The following is an 18816-nucleotide window of genomic DNA, read 5'->3' as shown; positions in this document are numbered from 1 at the left end:
AAGTCACGGGTGACGCTGCTCCGGCCTTTCGTGGGCGCGGCGTGGCTCGTGCGGCCGACATACGCATGGTTTCTCTGCTCAAAAAACTCATAGGCAGCCGCAACGACCGGCTGCTTAAGCAGTATCGCAAGCTGGTAACCCAGATCAATGGGCTCGAACCCAAGATCTCCGCGCTTTCCGACGCGGAGCTGGCGGCCAAAACCGAGGAATTCCGGTCCCGTCACGCCCAGGGTACGTCCCTGGACGATCTGCTGCCCGAAGCCTTCGCGGTTGTTCGCGAAGCCGGCAAGCGGGTGTTCGGCATGCGCCACTTCGACGTGCAGATGCTGGGCGGCATCGCCCTGCACAGCGGCAAGATCGCCGAAATGCGCACGGGCGAAGGCAAGACCCTGATGGCAACGCTGCCGGTCTACCTGAACGCGATCGCCGGCAAGGGCGTGCACGTGGTCACGGTGAACGACTACCTGGCGCGCCGCGACGCCGAATGGATGGGGCGCCTGTACCACTTCCTGGGCCTGAGCACGGGCGTGGTGGTGCCGCAGCAGCCCAACGAGGAAAAGAAGGCGGCCTACCAGGCCGACATCACCTACGGCACCAATAACGAATTCGGCTTCGACTACCTGCGCGACAACATGGAATACCGTGTTGAAGACCGTCGCCAGCGCGGCCTGTTCTACGCCATCGTCGACGAAGTGGACTCGATCCTGATCGACGAAGCCCGTACCCCGCTGATCATCTCCGGCCAGGCCGAAGACCATACCGAACTCTACGTCCGCATGAACGCGGTGCCGCCGCTGCTCAAGCGCATGGCGCATGAGCCGAAGCCGCAGGAGCCGGAACCCGAAGGCGACTACTGGGTCGACGAAAAGAGCCAGCAGGTCTACCTGTCCGAAGCCGGGCACGAAAACGCCGAAGGCATCCTGTCGCGCCTGGGCATCCTGCCGGAAGGCGAATCGCTGTACGACCCGCGCCATATCGCGCTGATGCACCACCTGATGGTGGCGCTGCGCGCCAACACGCTGTTCTTCCGCGACCAGCAGTACGTGGTGCAGGACGGCGAAGTGGTCATCGTCGACGAATTCACCGGCCGCCTGATGGTGGGCCGCCGCTGGTCCGACGGCCTGCACCAGGCGGTCGAGGCCAAGGAAGGCGTGAAGATCCAGCACGAGAACCAGACGCTGGCGTCGATCACGTTCCAGAATTACTTCCGCATGTACGAAAAGCTGTCCGGCATGACCGGCACGGCCGACACGGAAGCCTACGAATTCCAGGAAATCTACGGGCTCGAAACGGTCATCATCCCGACCAACAAGCCCATGGTCCGCAAGGACCAGAACGACCAGGTCTTCAAGACCGACGGCGAAAAGTACAACGCCATCCTCGAAGACATCCGCGACTGCCACGAACGCGGCCAGCCGGTGCTGGTGGGTACCACCAGCATCGAGAACTCCGAGCTGCTGTCGGGCCTGCTGAAGAAAGCCAAGCTGCCGCACGAAGTGCTGAACGCCAAGCAGCACGCCCGTGAAGCCGAGATCGTCGCCGAGGCCGGCAAGCCTGGCCACATCACCATCGCCACCAACATGGCGGGCCGCGGCACCGACATCGTGCTGGGCGGCAGCGTCGACAAGCAGGTCGATCTGATCCGCGCCGACGAATCGCTGTCCGATGCCGAGAAGAGCGCCCGCATCGAAAAGGTGCGCGCCGAATGGAAGCCGCTGAACGAGCAGGTCAAGGCCGCTGGCGGCCTGCGCATCATCGGCACCGAACGCCACGAATCGCGCCGTATCGACAACCAGTTGCGCGGCCGTGCGGGCCGCCAGGGCGATCCGGGCTCGTCGCGCTTCTACCTGTCGCTGGAAGACTCGCTGATGCGCATCTTCGCGGGCGACCGCGTGCGCGCCATCATGGAACGCCTGAAGCTGCCCGAGGGCGAACCCATCGAGGCCGGCATGGTGACGCGTTCGATCGAGACCGCGCAACGCAAGGTGGAAGGCCGCAACTTCGACATCCGCAAGCAATTGCTGGAATACGACGACGTCGCCAACGACCAGCGCAAGGTGCTGTATTCGCAGCGCAATGACGTGCTGGAAGCCGCCAGCGTGGGCGCCACCGTGCAGAACCTGCGCGACGCCGCCGTGACCGAGATGTTCAACACCTACGTGCCGCCGGAATCGGTGGAAGAACAGTGGGATGTGCCGGCGCTGCAGAAGGCGCTGGAGGCTGACTGGCATGTGCAGCTGCCGCTGACGGAAATGCTGGAAAAGGAAACCAACCTGACCGACGACGACCTGCGCGAACGCGTGGTGAGCGCCGCGCGCGAGGCCTATCAGGCCAAGGTCGACCAGGTGGGCACGGAATCGTGGTCGCAGTTCGAGCGTTCGATCATGCTGCAGGCGATCGACACGCACTGGCGCGAACACCTGTCGGCGCTGGACTACCTGCGCCAGGGCATCCATCTGCGCGGTTATGCGCAGAAGAACCCCAAGCAGGAATACAAGCGCGAAGCCTTCGAGCTGTTCTCGGGCATGCTGGATCGCATCCGCGACGACGTGGTCCGGGTGCTGATGACGGTGCGCGTGCAGTCGCAGGAGCAGGTCGAACAGGCCGAAGCCGAAGCGGCGCAGCCGCACGTGCAGAACGTGCAATACCACCATTCCGACTACGACGAAGCGCTGGCCCAGTCTGAACCGGAAAGCGGTGCGCAGCCCGTGCGCAATGCCTTGCCCAAGGTCGGCCGCAACGACCCGTGCCCTTGCGGCAGCGGCAAGAAGTACAAGCAGTGCCACGGCAAGCTCGTCTGATCCAGGAGTCATGATGCTGCATTCCGTCGGCCGCACTGAATTCGACCATGCCGTGGTCATGGTGCGCGACCGGCTGGATGCGCTGGCCCCGCATTTCGAGCGCCAGGGTTTTCATCTGAGCGACAAGGCGGTGCACAACCTGGGGTCGTGCAACCGCTTGATCGTGCTGGAAGGCACGTACGTCGAATTGCTGGGCTGGCCGCCCGGCGCGCCGCCCGCGCGCAAGGAAATCGCTGATTCCCCGTTCGGGCTGGAGGCGCTGGTGTTCCGCACCCATGACGCCGAAGCCACCCGTGAGCGCCTGCTGGCGGCAGGCTTTGCCGTCAATCCCGTCCAGGAACTGAGCCGTCCTGCCATGCTGGACGGCCAGGAAGTCCAGGCCCGTTTCCACACCGTGCGTTTCGCCGAGCAGCCCTTGCCCGGCATCCGCATGTATTTCTGTCGCCATCTGACGCCCGAATGCGTGTGGTCGCCCGAACTCATGGCGCACCCCAACGGCGCGCGCAGCTTGCTGCGCATCGATGCCCGCGCGCCCGATGCGCGCGCGGTCGCCGAGCGCCTGGCGCTGGTGGCCGGGGTGCAGGCCGAAGCCGCCAGCGGTGGCTGGGATGTGCCGCTGGCCAACCTGCGCATCCATGTGAGCCACGATGCCGCAGCGGCGGGGCCTACGCTGTCGACGCTGACTCTGGAAAACAAGGACGGCGCGCATTACACGCTGGATACCGGCCTGTAAGCGCCAGGCGGCAGATGCCGCTGACAAGGACAAAATCGCCCGCAACGTCCGCGTTGCGGGCTTTTTTTTGTCCCGAAAGGCATGGTGAACGCGGCTGGCAAGAGCCCGCTTCCGGGGAAACCCGGGGTTGTTGGGTAAAGTGTATGCACTTTAGTATGCAGTTCATTCCCGACGATCCAACCGACCAGGTGATCCGGCATGACGCAACCCTCAGTCGCAATCCGGCCTGCAGCGCGCACCAAGGAAGCGCAGGCCGAGCTGTATGGCGCGGTCAAGGCGATGGCCGTGCGCTTCGAATTCAAGCCAGGTGAGCGCATCAACGAGGTCGAGCTGGCCCGCAGGCTGAACGTCAGCCGCACGCCGCTGCGCGAGGTGCTGAACCAGCTGATGGTTGAAGGTTTCCTGACTCGCTCGGTCAACCGGGGCTTCATCGCCCGCCTGCTCGACGCCAAGCAGATCCACAGCCTTTACGAATACCGCGCAGTGTTGGAGGCGGGCATCGTGCGCGCGGCCTGCGAGCGCGCCACCGACCAGGAACTGGCAAGCCTGCGGGAATTCGTCGAGCGTTCGCGCGACGTGCCCGAGGACAGCGACGCCACCCGCCTGCTGGAACTCGATGAGGCCTTTCACCTGACGCTGGCGCGCTATTCGCGCAACGAGGAGTTCGTGCGCGCGCTGGAAAGCGTCAACGCCCGCATCCATTTCGTGCGCTGGATCGACATGCTGCAAGGGCGCCGCAGTCATACCCAGGGCGAGCATCTGCGCATCGTCGAGGCGCTGGAGCGGCGTGACATCGACGCTTTGCCGGCACTGATGAGCGTGCATATCGGCCGCCGCCTGGACCAGATCACCGACGTCATACGTACGGGTTTTTCCACGATTTACATGCGGGACCAGGCCGAACCCGCCACGGCAGCGCCGGCCAACACCATACAAGCAGGGGAAAAGCTATGAATCACGGGATAAAGCGCGGACTGGCTGCGCTATGCATGCTGTCCGCCACGGCGGGAGCCTTCGTTGCCGCGCCGGCCGCCGCCGAAGAACGGCCGCTGGTGCTGGTCGTGCCGTATCCGCCCGGAGGCAGCACCGACATCCTGGCGCGCATCCTGCAGCCGCGCCTGTCTCAGCAATTGGGCGGCCGCGCGGTCGTGGTCGAGAACCGGCCGGGGGCGGCCAGCCAGATCGCCACGGCTTTTGTGGCGCGCGCCGAACCCGACGGCAACACGCTGCTGGTCAGCTTCGACAACCACGGAATCAACCCCGCCGTGAAACCCAAGCTGCCCTACGACACGTTCAAGGACTTCGTCGCCATTTCGCAGACGGTGCGTTTCCCGCTGGTGCTGGGCGCCAATCCCAGCGTGCCGGGGGACAACCTGAAGGAGTTCCTGGCCGCGGCCGCCAAGCAGCCGCCCAACAAGTTCAACTACGCGTCCACGGGCGTGGGTTCGCTGAACCATCTGGCGCCCGAAGAGCTCAAGCGCCTGTCGAAGGTGGAGTTGCTGCACGTGCCGTACGGCGGCGGCGGACCGGCCATCCAGGCGGTGGTGGGAGGCCAGGCCAGCATGACCTGGCTGAGCTTCGCGGCGCTGCGCGGCCAGATCCAGGCCGGCAAGATCAAGCCGCTGGCGGTGGCGGGCGACAAGCGCCTGCCGGATCTGCCCAACGTGCCGACCGTGGCGGAATCCGGCTTCCCCGGCTTTGTCGCCTATTCCTGGAGCGGCATGTTCGCGCCCAAGGGCACGCCGGAAGCGACCGTCAAAAAGCTGACGGCCGACTTCAAGGCCGTACTGGCCGACCCGGAAATCCGCAAGAAAGTGACCGACGCGGGCTTTGAGATCGTGGCCTCCGACGGCCCGGCGCTGGATGCCTACGTGAAGTCGGAATACGACCGGTGGAGCGCCTTCATCAAGAGCAGCAACATCAATCTGGACAACTGAACGGCTCGCGGCCTGGCGCTGAGGCGCCCGGCCGCGACGCGTGCAACACAAGTGGAGATGACATGGAAAACATGACCGGCGCCGAAGCCATGGTGCGCATGCTGCAGCACAACGGCGTCAAGCACATATTCGGCCTGTGCGGCGACACCAGCCTGCCGTTCTACGACGCGCTGTACCGTCTGGACCACGGCATGCAGCACATCCTGACGCGCGACGAGCGCAGCGCCGGCTACATGGCGGATGCCTATGCCCGCGTGACCGGCAAGGTCGGCGTGTGCGAAGGCCCCAGCGGCGGCGGCGCGACCTATCTGCTGCCCGGGCTGGTGGAGGCCAACGAATCGTCCATTCCGGTCCTTGGCATCACCTCGGACGTGGCGGTGGGCTCGCGCGGCAAGTACCCGCTGACCGAGCTGGACCAGGAAGCCTTGTACCGTCCACTGACCAAGTGGAACCGTACCATCGATCGCGCGGACCAGATTCCCGGCATGGTGCGCGCGGCCTTCCGCGCCATGACCACCGGCAAGCCTGGCGCGGCCCATCTGTGCTTTCCGTACGACGTGATGAAGCAGCAGGTGGACGCGTCCGATGTCTGGGCCCAGCCCGAGCACGGGCGTTTCCCGTCCATGCGCTACGCGCCGGATCCCCTGGACGTCGCGCGCGCCGCGCAGCGGCTGGTCAGCGCGCGGGCGCCGGTGATCATCTGCGGCGGCGGCGTGGTCATCGCCGGCGCCAGCGGCGCCTTGCAGGAGCTGGCTGAATCGCTCAAGGCCGCGGTCTGCGTGACCGTGAGCGGGCAGGGTAGCCTGGCCGACACCCATCCCCTGAATGCGGGCGTGGTCGGCTCCAACGGCGGCGTGATGGCGACGCGCGACGTGGTGGCCGCGGCCGACGTGGTGCTGTTCGTCGGCTGCCGCGCGGGCTCCACCTCGACCGAGCACTGGCGCTTCCCCAACCGCGACGTGCCCATCCTGCACATCGACATCGATCCCATGGTGATCGGCGCCAATTACCTGACCGAGGTCGGCATGGTGGGCGACGCCAAGCTGGCGCTGGAAGCCCTGGGCGTGGAGGTGGCGGCGCGCCTGGCGCACCGTCCGTCCGACGCCGCCGACGGCGCGGTGCTGGCCGGCCGCGCCAAGGAGGCGCGCCGCGCGCAGCTGGAGCCGCTGGCCCACAGCCTGGACGCGCCCATCCGCCCCGAGCGCGTGGTGCAGTCCTTGAACCGCCTGCTGCCCGACGACGCGGTGGTCTGCGCCGACCCCGGCACGCCTTGCCCGTATTTTTCCGCCTATTACGACGTGTCGCGCCCCGGCCGGCACTTCATCACCAACCGCGCCCACGGTGCGCTGGGCTTCTCCATGTCGGCCGCCCTGGGCGCCTGGGTGGGCCGGCCGCAGTCCAAGTGCGTGTCGGTGATGGGCGACGGCAGCTTCGGCTTCACGGTGGGCGAACTGGAAACCATCGTGCGGCACAAGGCGCCGCTGCTGATGGTGGTGTTCTCGAACTCCGTCTATGGCTGGATCAAGGCCAGCCAGAAGGCGGGCTACGACAAGCGCTACTACAGCGTGGACTTCAACCGCACCGACCATGCCCGCATCGCCGAGGCTTATGGCGTGAAGGCCTGGCGAGTCGAGGATCCGTCCAAGCTGGATGCCGCCATCAAGGCTGCGATGGAGCATGACGGCCCGGCGCTGATCGACGTGGTGGCGCAGCCCTTGCAGGACGCGGCCGCGCCGGTCAGCCAGTGGATGGGTTGACGCTGTCGACCAGGTGGTTGACGCCGGTGCAGAGGTCGTCCCGGGCCACGCCGTAGATGTGCAGTGATACGGCGATGTCCGGGCCGGCATTGCCCAGGCGGTGGATCTGGCGCAGGCCTTGCGTCGCGGTGAGGATGTCGCCAGGGCGGCGGATCACCGTGCCGCAGGCCTGGGCGATGGCGGATTCCTGATTCCAGCGGTAGTGGGTTTCGGTGAGTTCGCCCTGTAGTACCTGGTAGGTGCACCAGGTCTTGTGGCCATGCACCGGGCTGAACTGTCCCGGACGCCAGATAAGGTAGGCCATCGTAAAGGCGCCATGCGGGTCGGCGTAGGCGATATGGCGGGTGTAGGACTCGGCCCGTCCACCGCGGAGTTCCGCGGGCAGGTTCTGCAGCATGTCGCCGGCGTTGGCGACGCTGGCGGCCAGGTCGCGCAGCAGGGCGCGCGCGGCGTTCAATTGGGCGGACTGCACCGATGCGCAGAGCGATTGCAGGTCGCCGCCGGCGAGTTGGATGGAAGACATGGCAGGCCTCCGGGCAGAGCTTCAATGGTAGGAGCTTGCGCTGGAATGCCTTTGCCAAATTCGGCGCGCCAGGGCCGCAGATTGGAAAAAAATTCCATTCCGCCCGGCAGCTGCGCGCTCCTATACTGGTCCGCGTTGGCGCAAAGCTGCGCCGGGCAGCGCAATGACAGGGGAGTCAGGCATGGATCTGGGGATCAGCGGCAAGACGGCACTGGTATTCGGCGGCAGCCGCGGCATGGGCCGGGCCTGCGCCCTGCAACTGGCGCGCGAGGGCGTGGCGGTGACGATCGCCGCACGTAACCCGGCCACGCTGGAGCAGGCCGCGGCCGAGATATCGCATGAGACCGGGACAGGAGTCGGCTGGGTGTCGGCCGACCTGACGCAGGCGCAAGGGCGGGATGCGGCCATGGCCGCCTGTCCCCATCCGGACATCCTGGTCAACAATGCGGACGGCCCGCTGCCGGGCGATTTCCGCAACTGGAGCCACGACGACTGGATCGCCGCGCTGGACAGCATGATGCTGGGGCCCATCGACATGATCCGGCGGGTCGTGGACGGGATGATCGAACGGCGCTTCGGGCGCATCGTGAACATCGTCTCGCGCAGCGTGAAGGCGCCGCACGCCGAGCTGGGCCTGTCCAACGGCGCGCGTTCGGGCCTGATCGGCTTCGTCAGCGGTCTGGCGCGGCAGACCGTGCGCCACAACGTCACCATCAACAACCTGCTGCCTGGCGCCTTCGCCACGGATGCGCAGGTCAGGCACATACAAGGCATGCTGGAGCAATCCGGCGGGAAGAGCTTCGAACAGCTCTGGGACGAGCGCGGACGCGCCAACCCGGCTGGCCGCTATGGCCAGCCCGAGGAGCTGGGCGCCCTGTGCGCCTATGTCTGTTCCGCGCAGGCCGGCTACATGACCGCCCAGAACATCCTGATCGACGGCGGCGGCTACCCCGGGACCTACTGAAGTCCGGCGCCCCGGGGGGCGCAGGCTGGACGCGGGCAGGCGGAACAGGCAACATTGGGGCCGATCCAGCCAAGGAAACCCATGGACCAGACGGACATCAAGATACTGGCCTTGCTGCAGAAGGACGCCACCTGTTCGGTCGCCGAGATTGCCGAGCAGGTGCATCTGTCCGTCACCCCTTGCTGGCGCCGCATCCAGAAGCTGAAGGATGACGGCGTCATCGCCCGCAACGCCATCTTGCTGGATCCCTGCGCGCTGGGCCTGAACCTGACGGTCTTCGTCTCCATCAAGACCAGCCAGCACAACGAGAAATGGACGCAGAGCCTGATCAATGCCGTGATGGCCTTGCCCAACGTGGTGGAGTTCCACCGCATGGCGGGCGACGTCGATTACCTGCTCAAAGTCGTGGTCGAGGACATGGCGGCCTATGACCGCTTCTACCGGCGTCTGATCGCCGCCGTGGACCTGCTGGACGTCAGCGCCAGCTTCTCGATGGAAGTCATCAAAAGCACCACGGAATTGCCGCTGGACGCGGTGTAGGCGGCCGCGCGCAATTTTTTTTCCATGGCAGGGGGCGGCGGGGATGCAAATTCCATTCGGCCTGCCGGCCGGCCCCCATCACGCAATTCTTTTGCGCGGGCTACGGCGTAGGATATTCCCCACTCCCATCATGGGACAAATCGGGATATCAGAGGACCCTATGTCGTTGGCAGTACCCGCCGGCTGCGCCGGTACGGAAAATTCGCGGCGCGCGCTTTCGGTGGATGACCTGCTGGGCGGCTGGAACGGCGTCGACGACCTGTGGGTGTTCGCCTACGGCTCCCTGATATGGCATCCCGGTTTCACCTGGCGCGAACGGCGGCTGGCGACTGTGCGCGGCTACCACCGGTCCCTGTGCCTGTGGTCGCACGACCATCGCGGCTCGCCCGACAATCCTGGCCTGGTGTTTGGCCTGGACCGCGGCGGCTGCTGCCGCGGCGTCGCCTTCCAGATTGCCGCCTGCGACGTGCCTGCGGTGTTCCAGGCGCTGTGGCGCCGGGAAATGGTCACTGGCGCCTACACGCCGCGCTGGCTCACCTGCCACACCGAAGCCGCGCCGGTGCGCGGGCTGGTGTTCCTGCTGAACCGGGCCTGCCAGGAATACGCGGCCGGCCTGAGCGACGACCGTCTGCTGGCGTCGGTGCGCAATGCCGTGGGGCATTCGGGGCCGTGCCTGGACTATGTCGTGGAAACCGAGAGAGCCCTGCGCGCGCATGGCATCGACGATTGGCGCCTGGGCGATCTGGTGCGCAGGCTGGGGCAGGTCTTCTGAGGCCTGGGGTGCGTCAGAAGTGCCAGCGGCCGAACATGAACAGCACGTTGCCCGCGCCAGCTGACCCCGGGATGTAGGTCGCGTAGAGCATCGTGTCCTTATAGCTGGCGCTCACCAGCGGCAGGATGCCGGGAAACGGCACATAGCTCATGATGTCGTGGCGCGCCGTCAGGAAGACGGTGTAGCCCGCGCCCAGACGGACGTTTTCGCTGACGCGTCCGATCTTCAGGAAGCCGTAGCCCGCGATGGGCTCGATCTTGCTGTGCGAATCCAGGAAGGCCATGGCGTACAGGCCTTGCCAGTCGCCATCTTCGTCGTAGATGCTGCGGCCGTAGCCGCCGCCCCAGGCCAGTTCGTTGAAGCTGTCGATCTTCTCTTTGCTGTAGGTGGCCCGGTTGTGCCAGGAATAACCGGTGAAGTACAGGTCATTGCCGCCTTCGGTCCAGATCTGGTCCAGGCGGTTGCAGGCGGACTTGGCCCATGAGGGCATGCTGTCACAGGCTTGGGCGGTGGCGGCGAAGGTGGCGAGCAGCAGGCAAAGGATTGCCGCCCGGAATCTTGCGGTCATTGTGGGCGCTGAAAAGGGGGAGATGACAATCCCATTACTGTAATGGAACAGTCGTCTTTCACCCTGTCAGCTAGCTGTCAAGCGGGCGTCGCCAGAGGGAAGCGGATTTTTCCTGCTGTTGTATGCGAACTACAGCAGGAAAATCGTGGCCAGGCCCAGAAAGATGAAGAAGCCCAGCGAATCGGTGGCGAAGGTCAGGAGCACGGAAGAACCCATCGCAGGATCCTTGCCGAAGCGGGCGCGCACCATCGGCACCAGCACGCCGACCGACGCGCCGACCAGCATGTTGCAGACCATGGCGGCCATCATCACCAGCGCGATCGACACCGAGTGCGAGATGACCCAGGCGAACAGGGCCGCCACCAGGCTGCCGCACAGGCCCACCATCAGGGTGACGAAGAGTTCGCGCTTGACCAGCTGCCACAGGTTGCGGCCCGTGATGCGCCCCATGGCCAGGGCCCGGATGATCAGGGTCATGGTCTGGTTGCCAGAGTTGCCGCCGATGCCGGCCACGATGGACATCAGGAACGCCAGAATGACGATCTGGCTGACCGTGCCTTCGAACTGGGAGGCCACGAAGGATGCCGTGGCGGCGGTACAGAGGTTGAACAGCAGCCAGGGGGCGCGGTTGCGCAGGGCGGTGGACACCGGCGCGAAGATGTCCTCTTCCTGCAGACCGGCGCGCGACAGCGCCTGCTCCTGCGAGTCTTCGCGCATCACGTCCACCACGTCGGCGATGGTCACGCGGCCGATCAGGCGGCCCTGGTCGTCCATGACGGGCGCGGAGACCAGGTCGTAGCGTTCGAAGGCGCCGGCGGCGTCAGCATCGGAGTCCAGGGGGTTGAGCGTCAGGAAGTCCGAGTTCATGACGGCGCGTACTTCGGTTTCGGGCTCGCTGACCAGCAGCTTGGACAGCGGCAGGATGCCCTGCAGCTTGTCCTGGCGGTCCACCACGAAGATCTGGTCGGTGTGGTCGGGCAGTTCGTGCAGCCGGCGCAGGTAGCGCAGCACCACTTCCAGGGTGACGTCCTCGCGCACCCGGACCATCTCGAAGTCCATGATCGCGCCCACGCTGTCTTCCGGATAGCCCATGGCTTCCAGCAGCTGTGCGCGTTCCTCTTCGGTCAGGCCCTTCTGGACTTCGGCCACCACGTCGGGCGGCAGGTCGGGCGCCAGGTCGGCCAGCTCGTCGGCGTCCATGTTGCCGGTGGCGGCAACCAAGTCCTGGCGGTCCATCGCCTCGATCAGCGATTCCCGCACCCAGTCTTCGACTTCCAGCAGCACGTCCGCGTCGTGCTCGGGGCTGACCAGCTTCCAGATGGCTTGCCGTTCGTCCTTGGGTAGCGACTCCAGGATGAAAGCGATGTCGGCCGGATGCAATCCGTCCAGCAGGGTCTTGAGTTCGGCCTCGTGCTGGCGGTGCACCAGGTCCTCGACCAGCGAGGCCTTGGAGTCGCCTTCCTCCTGGCGATGCACCAGATCGGCAACCAGTTGCTGGCGGCGCAGGCGTTCCTGCACTTCCGCCAGGGCGTGTTGGGCGTCTTCCGGGTCGAGGCGGCGGGGCGTCGCGGGCGGTTTCTGCGCGGCGGCGGACTGCGTCATGCGTTACGGCTCAAAGAGTGGGGAGGGGACGGCGGCGGCGGGCTTCGTCGGTGGCGACGTAGGTCAGCGTGGCCTCGGTGACCTTGACGATCTCGGCGTCCAGCCGTTGGCGCTCCGCGTAGACCTCGACGGACACCGTGACCGACGTCGTGCCGGTCTTGATGATGGCTGCGTAGAAACTGAGCAGGTCGCCCACGAACACCGGTTCTTTGAACTGGAACGCATTGACCGCCACGGTGGCCACGCGTCCGGCGGCGCGGCGCGCGGCGGGGATGGATCCGGCGATGTCGACCTGGGACATGATCCAGCCGCCAAAGACGTCCCCGTGGATATTCGCGTCCGCCGGCATCGGCATGACGCGCAATACCGCGTCGCGATCGGCGGGCAAAGTCGTAAACGGGGTTTTGGTGCTGGAGGTCATGCGGCCGACTCCACTGCTAGGGAACCAGCCGATTATGCAGGAAAAACGAGACAGCGGCGTGCATGCGCAAAGCCCGCCGCTGCCTTGGGCGCGGCGGGCCGGGGATCAGGCTGCCAGCTTGACGATGCCGTAGCCGCCGACCAGCAGCCAGAGGTACAGGATCAGGCCCAGCGCCATCACCCGGGGACCGGCCTTGCGGATCTGGGCGAAGCGGGTTTCGATGCCCAGGGCGGTCATGGCCATGGTCAGGGCGAAGACGTCCAGGCGGCGGATGGCGGCGACGGCATCGGCGGGGATGATGTTCAGCGAATTGATGATGGCCAGCACCAGGAATCCCACCGCGAACCACGGAATGGGCAGCTTGGCGCCTTTGCCCTGGCCGCCGGCATGCGAGGCCGCGCTGCGCAGATACATGCCCAGGATCAGCAGGACCGGCACCAGCAGGGCCACGCGGGTCATCTTCACGATGGTGGCGACTTCGGTGGTGGCGGGATCGACATTGCTGGCTGCGCCGACGACCTGGGCCACTTCATGGATGGTGCCGCCGATATAGATGCCCAGGGCTTGGGTGTCGAGGTTCAGCCAGCCCGCGTGATAGAGCACCGGGTACAGGAACATGGACAAGGTGCCGAACAGCACTACGGTCGCCACGGCCACCGCGCTCTTGTGCGGCGCGGCCCGCAGCGTGGGCTCGAAGGCCAGCACGGCGGCGGCGCCGCAGATGGCACTGCCAGCGGCGGTGAGCATGGCGGTGTCGCGGTCCAGGCCCAGCAGGCGCTGGCCCACCACGGTGCCCAGCAGCAGGGTGCCCACCACGACCGCCACCGAAACCGCCAGCCCGGGCAGGCCCACGGCGGCGATCTGCTGGATGCTGATGTTCAGGCCGTAGAAGGCCACGGCGATGCGCAGCAGGCGCCGCGCGGTGAAGTTCACGCCCGCGCCCCAGTCGGCGGGCATGGTGCCGCGCAGGAAGTTGCCGTAGAGCATGCCGCAGACGATGCCCACGACCAGCGGCGAGAAACCCAACTGGCGGATCGCGGGCAGGTCCGCCAGCTGCATCACCGCGGCGGCCATCAGGCCGACGAACAGTACGCCGTTGAGTTTGTCCCGCCACGGCGTAGCGGCGGGAGTGGCGGCGGGCGAAGCCGGGGTGGCGGGCAGGGGGACGGCGGTGCTGGAAGAGGTACTCATGGCTGGCCTTTTGGCGGAGGCATATCTAAATAACTTCACGAAATATTAATTTCCCGCCTACTATTTGAAAAATCTTTATTTCAGATATGTAATATCAGGAATTCTGATAATTTAGCGACCATGACTCCTGACCAGCTGCTTACCTTCGCCGCCGTGGCCGACGCCGGCAATATCAGCCGCGCAGCGCAGTTGCTGAACCTGTCCCAGCCTGCCGTTTCCGGCCAGCTACGGATGCTGCAGGAATGGTTCGGCGAACCCCTGTACCGCCGCAGCGGCCACGGCATCGCGCTGACCGAAGCCGGCGAGCGCCTGGCCGAGCAGGCGCGCCAGCTGCGCCAGGTGTACCGGCAGGCCCAGGCGGTGCGCGAATCCTGGCGCGGGCTGGAAACCGGCGATCTGCGCCTGGGCGCCAGCACCACCCCCGCCAGCTATCTGCTGCCCAGCCTGGTGGCGGATTTCCGCCTGGCCTTCCCGGCGGTCAGCCTGCATCTGTCGGACGGCAACACGCGCGAAATCGTCGAGCGCCTGCCGGCCCTGGACCTGGCGTTCATCGAGGGCGACGTGCCCGCAGGGCTGCCCGCCGACACGGCCGTGCATGCCTGGCGGCAGGACGAAGTGGTGGCGGTGGTGCGTGCGGACCACGCGCTGGCCGGCAAGGGGGCGGTCACGCTGCGCGATCTGGCGGCTTCAGCGCTGGTCATGCGCGAGCCCGGTTCGGGCGTGCGCCGGCTGGTGGAGCGTGCGTTTGCGGATGCGGGCCTGGCGCCGTCCGTGGGGCTGGAGCTGGCCGGCGTGGAGGGCGTGAAGCAGGCAGTGCGTGCCGGGCTGGGCGTGGGCTTCGTGTCCGTCATGTCGATGCGCCATGAGGATGGCGCGCTGGCGGCCTTGCGCCTGTTGCCCAAGCCGCTGACGCGGACCCTGAGCATCCTGGTGCCGCACGCGGACGCGGCCGCCCGCGCCGCCGAACGCTTCCTGGCGATGTGCCTGGCGGTCGGGGCGGCGGACGGCGTTTGAGGGTCAGTCCTTGGCCAGGCGCTTGAGCGCCAGCTGGACCCAGTATGTGCCGCCCAGCGGCAGCAGTTCGTCGTTGAAGTCGTAGCTGCCGTTGTGCAGCATGCAGGGGCCCAGGCCGTGGCCGCTGTCGCGATGTTCGCCGGTGCCGTTGCCGATCCACACATAACAGCCCGGCAGTTCCTGCAGCATGAAGGCGAAGTCTTCCGCGCCCATGGTGGGCTGCACGTGATCGTTGACGTTGGCCTCGCCCACGATGTCGCGCAGCACGTCGGCGCAGAACGCGGCTTCCTCGGCGTGGTTGATGGTCGGCGGATAGTTGCGCTGGAACGTGAACTGCACTTCGCAGTCCATCGCTGCGCAGGTGTGGCGCGCGATCTCTTCCATACGGCGTTCGATCAGGTCCAGCACATCCAGCGTGAAGGTGCGCACCGTGCCGCGCAATTCGGCGTGGTTGGGCACGACGTTGTCGGCGCTGCCGGCGTGGATCTGCGTGATGCTGAGCACCGCCGCGTCCAGCGGATTGCGGTTGCGCGTGATGATGGTCTGCAGCGATTGCGCCAGTTGCACGGCCGCCATGACGGGATCGATGCCCAGGTTGGGCATGCCGGCGTGGGTGCCCTTGCCCTTCACGATGATGGAGAACTCGTTGCTGGAAGCCATGATGGGGCCGGCGGTCAGGCCGAACTGGCCGGCTTTCATGCCGGGCCAGTTGTGCATGCCGAATACCGCTTCCATGGGGAAGCGCTTGAACAGGCCGTCGTCGATCATGCGCTTGGCGCCGCCGCCGCCTTCTTCCGCGGGCTGGAAGATCACGTAGACCGTGCCGGCGAAATCGCGGTGCTGCGACAGATATTGCGCAGCGGCCAGCAGCATGGCCGTGTGGCCGTCGTGGCCGCAGGCGTGCATCTTGCCGGCGTTAGTGCTGGCATGCTCGAAGGTATTGGCTTCTTGCATGGGCAGCGCGTCCATGTCGGCGCGCAGGCCCACGGCGCGGTCGCCCGGCAGATTGCCGCGGATGATGCCGACCACGCCGGTGCCGCCCAGGCCGCGGTCGATTTCGATGCCCCATTCTTCAAGCTTCGCCGCCACCACATCGGCGGTGCGGAACTCCTCGAACGCCAGTTCGGGATGCGCGTGGATGTCGCGTCGGATCTTGGAAATGTCGTGATGCCACGCGACGATGGGTTCGAGCAGTTTCATGGGGCTCTCGGGCGAAAAAAGGGAACGCAACAAGGGTATCATCAATCAAAAACCAATTTAATGGAGACAAATACCATGACGCGTCCGTGGCTTGCCCATTATCCGCAGGGGGTTCCGGCGGAGATATCGACAGACGGTTATGCCTCCCTGACTGACTTGCTGGACCGGGCCTGCAAGCAGTACGCCTCGCGCATCGCGTGCACCGCGATGGGCAGCAACATTACTTATGCGCAACTCGATGCGCACGCGCAGGCGTTCGCCAGCTGGCTGCAAAGCGTCGGCCTGTCCAAGGGCGAGCGCGTGGCACTGATGATGCCCAACGTGCCCGCCTATCTGGTCAGCATGCTGGGCACGCTGCGCGCGGGGCTGGTGGTGGTGAACGTGAATCCGCTCTACACCGCCGAAGAGCTGCAGCGCCAATTGCTGGACAGCGGCGCGTCGGCCATCGTCATCCTGGAGAATTTTGCGCACACCTTGCAGCGCGTCACGGATCGCGGGCAGCTCAAGCATATCGTCGTGACCGGTCCGGGCGATCTGCTCGGCGGCCTGAAGGCGCCGCTGGTCAACCTGGCCGCGCGCTATGTCAAGAAGATCGTGCCCGCGTGGCAGATGGATGGCGCCCGCATGCTGCCGGATGTGCTGCGCGACGGCGCGCGCCAGCGCTTTGCGCCGCCCGCGCTGTCGATGGACGACGTGGCGGTGCTGCAATACACCGGCGGCACCACCGGCGTGCCCAAGGGCGCGATGCTGTCCCATCGCAACCTGGTGGCCAACGTGCTGCAAACGGAAGCGGTGGCGCAGCCGGTGGTGCACGACCTCGCGGACCAGCAGCTCACCATCATCAGCGCGCTGCCGCTCTACCACGTGTTCGCGATGACCGTTTGCGGGCTGTACGGCCTGCATGCGGGCATGCGCAATGTGCTCATCATCAATCCGCGCGACCAGCCTTCGCTCATCAACGCATGGCGCAAGGTGCCGATCAATGTGTTCCCCGGCGTCAATACGCTGTTTAACGCGCTGGCCCACAACGAAGACTTCGCGCGCCTGGATTTCTCCGGCTTGCGGCTGACCTTGGGCGGGGGCATGGCGGTCCAGCAGCAGGTTGCCGAACGCTGGCTGAAGATCACCGGCAGGCCGCTGATCGAAGGCTATGGCCTGTCGGAGACCTCGCCGGTGGCGACCGTGAATCCCACCAACGCCACCGCGTATTCGGGTTCCATCGGCCTGCCGCTGCCATCCACCGACGTGGCCATCCTCGATGACGAAGGCCGCGAAGTGCCGCTGGGCGAACGCGGCGAGGTGGGCATCCGCGGACCGCAGGTCATGCTGGGATACTGGCAGAAGCCCGAGGAAACCCGCCACTCCATGACCGCCGACGGCTATTTCCGCACGGGCGATATCGGCATCATGGACGAGCAGGGCTATACACGCATCGTCGACCGCAAGAAGGACATGATTGCGGTGTCGGGCTTCAAGGTCTATCCGAACGAAGTCGAGGCGGCCGTGGCCCAGCATCCCGGCGTGCTGGAGTGCGCGGCGATCGGGGTGCCGGACGAGCATTCGGGCGAAGCCGTCAAGGTGTTCGTGGTGCGGCGGGATCCGACGCTGACCGAGGCGCAGATCCAGGATTGGTGCCGGGAAAAGCTCACGGGCTACAAGCGTCCGCGCTATGTGGAGTTCCGCGATGAGCTGCCCAAGAGCAACGTGGGCAAGATATTGCGCCGGGAACTGCGTCCCGACGCAGTGGCGGGCGTACCCGCAGGCAAGGCGGCGTAGGGCCGTCAGTCCTTCTTGTCGAGGTGCGGCGCGATCATCTCGTGCAGGGCGCGTTCGATGGCTTTGTTGCCGGCCACGACGCGCCCGCCGATGGGCCAGGGATCCTGGCGGTGCATGTCGGAACATGCGCCGCCCGCTTCGCGCAGGATCAGCGTGCCGGCGGCCACGTCCCAGGGCGCCAGGCCCATTTCCCAATAGCCGTCGTAGCGGCCACAAGCGGTCCACGCCAGGTCCAGTGCCGCCGCACCCATACGGCGCACGCCGCGCGCGCGGTTGATGGCGTCATGCAGCATGGGCATGTACTGCGCAGCGAATGAAAAGTCGCGGAACGGGAAGCCAGTGGCCAGCACCGCATCTTCGATGGTCGCCGTGCGCGAGCACTTGATGCGCCGTCCGTTGAGCCAGGCGCCCAGGCCGTGGACCGCGGTAAAGAGTTCCTCGCGGCTGGGGTCGTAGACCACGCCGACCACGGGCGTGTCCTCGGCCAGCGTGTCGGACGCCGATATGGCGGTGCCTGCGTGTGCGATCAGCGCGATCGACACGGCGTAATGCGGGATGTCGTGCAGGAAGTTGGTGGTGCCGTCCAGCGGGTCGATATACCAGGTGGCGCTGCCTTGGGGCTTGCCGCCCGTTTCTTCGGCGACGATGCCGAACTTGGGCGTGCGCGTTTGCAGCTCCTGGATAATGGCGGCCTCCGCCTCGCGGTCCGCCTGGGATACGAGATCGTTGCGCGCCTTGCGGTCGATCACGAGATCGGCGCGGTGATGCGCGTAGGATTGCAGTATGGCCGCGCCGGCATGGGCTGCCGTGACTGCCGCGTCGATCGCGGCGCACAGGTCGATGGGCGAGGTCTGCGAGCGGGGCTGATCATAGGTATCCATGAAACCAGTGTAAGCCCATGTATGCGTCAAATCCGTGGCGAAGCCCCGAAACCGCCATGCCGCGTGGCTTCCGCCCAACGCGGCCGCATCCGATAATCCGCGCTGATTTTCATTCTCTATTTCGTCTGCCGCCGCC

General features: G+C 66.1%; 17 protein-coding genes. 10 read left to right on the top strand and 7 right to left on the bottom strand.

Going from position 1 to position 18816, the window contains the following annotated elements; all coding sequences use genetic code 11:
• The first annotated feature begins 65 nt into the window (after nucleotides 1–65).
• The 5 genes from secA (at nucleotide 66) to AC1RHV_RS24965 (ending at nucleotide 7228) form a co-directional block, all read left to right on the top strand.
• On the top strand, nucleotides 66–2801 hold the full coding sequence (secA, locus tag AC1RHV_RS24985; protein WP_175182178.1) for a preprotein translocase subunit SecA: 2736 nt from the start codon (nucleotides 66–68) through the stop codon (nucleotides 2799–2801).
• Nucleotides 2802–2814: 13 nt separating this feature from the next.
• Nucleotides 2815–3534 carry a VOC family protein gene (locus AC1RHV_RS24980; RefSeq protein ID WP_492302212.1) on the top strand — a complete coding sequence of 240 codons (720 nt, stop codon included), beginning with the start codon at nucleotides 2815–2817 and terminating at the stop codon, nucleotides 3532–3534.
• Between the two features lie 198 nt (nucleotides 3535–3732).
• Nucleotides 3733–4488, top strand: a complete 756-nt coding sequence (locus AC1RHV_RS24975) for a GntR family transcriptional regulator (protein WP_492302206.1) — start codon at nucleotides 3733–3735, stop codon at nucleotides 4486–4488.
• Nucleotides 4485–5471, top strand: coding sequence for a tripartite tricarboxylate transporter substrate binding protein (locus AC1RHV_RS24970; RefSeq protein ID WP_175163960.1), 987 nt, complete (start codon nucleotides 4485–4487; stop codon nucleotides 5469–5471). Before AC1RHV_RS24975 ends, AC1RHV_RS24970 begins: the two co-directional genes overlap by 4 nt.
• Nucleotides 5472–5533: 62 nt before the next feature.
• Nucleotides 5534–7228, top strand: coding sequence for a thiamine pyrophosphate-binding protein (locus tag AC1RHV_RS24965; protein WP_082401227.1), 1695 nt, complete (start codon nucleotides 5534–5536; stop codon nucleotides 7226–7228).
• Here the strand turns inward: AC1RHV_RS24965 and AC1RHV_RS24960 are convergent.
• Entirely contained in the window at nucleotides 7209–7751 is a 543-nt protein-coding gene (locus AC1RHV_RS24960; RefSeq protein WP_054457591.1) for a cysteine dioxygenase family protein, read from the bottom strand. The two genes, AC1RHV_RS24965 and AC1RHV_RS24960, sit on opposite strands and share 20 nt — an antisense overlap.
• A 181-nt stretch (nucleotides 7752–7932) precedes the next feature.
• On the opposite strand from AC1RHV_RS24960, the gene AC1RHV_RS24955 reads away from it, so the two are divergent.
• The 3 genes from AC1RHV_RS24955 to AC1RHV_RS24945 all read left to right on the top strand — a co-directional run bounded on the left by AC1RHV_RS24955 (nucleotide 7933) and on the right by AC1RHV_RS24945 (nucleotide 10027).
• Nucleotides 7933–8715 (top strand): SDR family oxidoreductase, encoded by a 783-nt coding sequence (locus tag AC1RHV_RS24955; protein ID WP_492302205.1) that lies wholly within the window; start codon nucleotides 7933–7935, stop codon nucleotides 8713–8715.
• Nucleotides 8716–8796: 81 nt separating this feature from the next.
• A complete protein-coding gene (locus AC1RHV_RS24950) occupies nucleotides 8797–9255 on the top strand; it encodes an Lrp/AsnC family transcriptional regulator (RefSeq protein WP_042796425.1) in 459 nt (152 codons plus the stop codon).
• A 160-nt stretch (nucleotides 9256–9415) separates the two neighbouring features.
• Nucleotides 9416–10027 (top strand): gamma-glutamylcyclotransferase, encoded by a 612-nt coding sequence (locus AC1RHV_RS24945; RefSeq protein ID WP_054457588.1) that lies wholly within the window; start codon nucleotides 9416–9418, stop codon nucleotides 10025–10027.
• A gap of 13 nt (nucleotides 10028–10040) precedes the next feature.
• Here AC1RHV_RS24945 and pagP read toward each other — a convergent pair whose 3' ends face one another.
• From pagP to AC1RHV_RS24925, 4 genes are all read right to left on the bottom strand, one after another.
• Nucleotides 10041–10595 (bottom strand): lipid IV(A) palmitoyltransferase PagP, encoded by a 555-nt coding sequence (gene pagP, locus AC1RHV_RS24940; RefSeq protein ID WP_054457587.1) that lies wholly within the window; start codon nucleotides 10593–10595, stop codon nucleotides 10041–10043.
• Between the two features lie 129 nt (nucleotides 10596–10724).
• Entirely contained in the window at nucleotides 10725–12197 is a 1473-nt protein-coding gene (mgtE, locus tag AC1RHV_RS24935) for a magnesium transporter (protein WP_054457586.1), read from the bottom strand.
• A gap of 10 nt (nucleotides 12198–12207) precedes the next feature.
• Complete coding sequence (locus tag AC1RHV_RS24930) at nucleotides 12208–12618, bottom strand: acyl-CoA thioesterase (protein ID WP_054457585.1); 411 nt, start codon at nucleotides 12616–12618, stop codon at nucleotides 12208–12210.
• A gap of 105 nt (nucleotides 12619–12723) precedes the next feature.
• A complete protein-coding gene (locus tag AC1RHV_RS24925; RefSeq protein WP_054457584.1) occupies nucleotides 12724–13809 on the bottom strand; it encodes a YeiH family protein in 1086 nt (361 codons plus the stop codon).
• Between the two features lie 120 nt (nucleotides 13810–13929).
• On the opposite strand from AC1RHV_RS24925, the gene AC1RHV_RS24920 reads away from it, so the two are divergent.
• Entirely contained in the window at nucleotides 13930–14823 is an 894-nt protein-coding gene (locus tag AC1RHV_RS24920) for a LysR family transcriptional regulator (RefSeq protein WP_054457583.1), read from the top strand.
• A gap of 3 nt (nucleotides 14824–14826) precedes the next feature.
• On the opposite strand, the gene AC1RHV_RS24915 is transcribed toward AC1RHV_RS24920, so the two are convergent.
• Nucleotides 14827–16023, bottom strand: a complete 1197-nt coding sequence (locus AC1RHV_RS24915) for a M20 aminoacylase family protein (RefSeq protein WP_054457582.1) — start codon at nucleotides 16021–16023, stop codon at nucleotides 14827–14829.
• A 75-nt stretch (nucleotides 16024–16098) separates the two neighbouring features.
• Here AC1RHV_RS24915 and AC1RHV_RS24910 point away from each other — a divergent pair, with 75 nt between their 5' ends.
• The gene (locus tag AC1RHV_RS24910; RefSeq protein WP_492302204.1) at nucleotides 16099–17799 is read left to right on the top strand and encodes an AMP-binding protein; all 1701 of its coding nucleotides are present in this window, start codon (nucleotides 16099–16101) and stop codon (nucleotides 17797–17799) included.
• 5 nt (nucleotides 17800–17804) lie between these two features.
• On the opposite strand, the gene AC1RHV_RS24905 is transcribed toward AC1RHV_RS24910, so the two are convergent.
• Nucleotides 17805–18680, bottom strand: coding sequence for an inositol monophosphatase family protein (locus tag AC1RHV_RS24905; protein WP_054457624.1), 876 nt, complete (start codon nucleotides 18678–18680; stop codon nucleotides 17805–17807).
• Nucleotides 18681–18816 lie beyond the last annotated feature (136 nt).

This window comes from Achromobacter sp. GW823-FHT04E03, from assembly GCF_058796095.1.
This window is presented reverse-complemented; position numbering and strand designations above follow the sequence as displayed.

Bases quoted from the DNA above. Each gene is read 5' to 3' on its own strand.
- AC1RHV_RS24920 (WP_054457583.1), top strand. From the start codon at position 13,930: ATGACTCCTGACCAGCTGCTTACCTTCGCCGCCGTGGCCGACGCCGGC.
- AC1RHV_RS24930 (WP_054457585.1), bottom strand. From the start codon at position 12,618: ATGACCTCCAGCACCAAAACCCCGTTTACGACTTTGCCCGCCGATCGC.
- secA (WP_175182178.1), top strand. From the start codon at position 66: ATGGTTTCTCTGCTCAAAAAACTCATAGGCAGCCGCAACGACCGGCTG.
- AC1RHV_RS24925 (WP_054457584.1), bottom strand. From the start codon at position 13,809: ATGAGTACCTCTTCCAGCACCGCCGTCCCCCTGCCCGCCACCCCGGCT.
- AC1RHV_RS24965 (WP_082401227.1), top strand. From the start codon at position 5,534: ATGGAAAACATGACCGGCGCCGAAGCCATGGTGCGCATGCTGCAGCAC.
- AC1RHV_RS24915 (WP_054457582.1), bottom strand. From the start codon at position 16,023: ATGAAACTGCTCGAACCCATCGTCGCGTGGCATCACGACATTTCCAAG.
- AC1RHV_RS24910 (WP_492302204.1), top strand. From the start codon at position 16,099: ATGACGCGTCCGTGGCTTGCCCATTATCCGCAGGGGGTTCCGGCGGAG.
- AC1RHV_RS24980 (WP_492302212.1), top strand. From the start codon at position 2,815: ATGCTGCATTCCGTCGGCCGCACTGAATTCGACCATGCCGTGGTCATG.
- AC1RHV_RS24955 (WP_492302205.1), top strand. From the start codon at position 7,933: ATGGATCTGGGGATCAGCGGCAAGACGGCACTGGTATTCGGCGGCAGC.
- mgtE (WP_054457586.1), bottom strand. From the start codon at position 12,197: ATGACGCAGTCCGCCGCCGCGCAGAAACCGCCCGCGACGCCCCGCCGC.
- AC1RHV_RS24905 (WP_054457624.1), bottom strand. From the start codon at position 18,680: ATGGATACCTATGATCAGCCCCGCTCGCAGACCTCGCCCATCGACCTG.
- AC1RHV_RS24945 (WP_054457588.1), top strand. From the start codon at position 9,416: ATGTCGTTGGCAGTACCCGCCGGCTGCGCCGGTACGGAAAATTCGCGG.
- pagP (WP_054457587.1), bottom strand. From the start codon at position 10,595: ATGACCGCAAGATTCCGGGCGGCAATCCTTTGCCTGCTGCTCGCCACC.
- AC1RHV_RS24970 (WP_175163960.1), top strand. From the start codon at position 4,485: ATGAATCACGGGATAAAGCGCGGACTGGCTGCGCTATGCATGCTGTCC.
- AC1RHV_RS24975 (WP_492302206.1), top strand. From the start codon at position 3,733: ATGACGCAACCCTCAGTCGCAATCCGGCCTGCAGCGCGCACCAAGGAA.
- AC1RHV_RS24960 (WP_054457591.1), bottom strand. From the start codon at position 7,751: ATGTCTTCCATCCAACTCGCCGGCGGCGACCTGCAATCGCTCTGCGCA.
- AC1RHV_RS24950 (WP_042796425.1), top strand. From the start codon at position 8,797: ATGGACCAGACGGACATCAAGATACTGGCCTTGCTGCAGAAGGACGCC.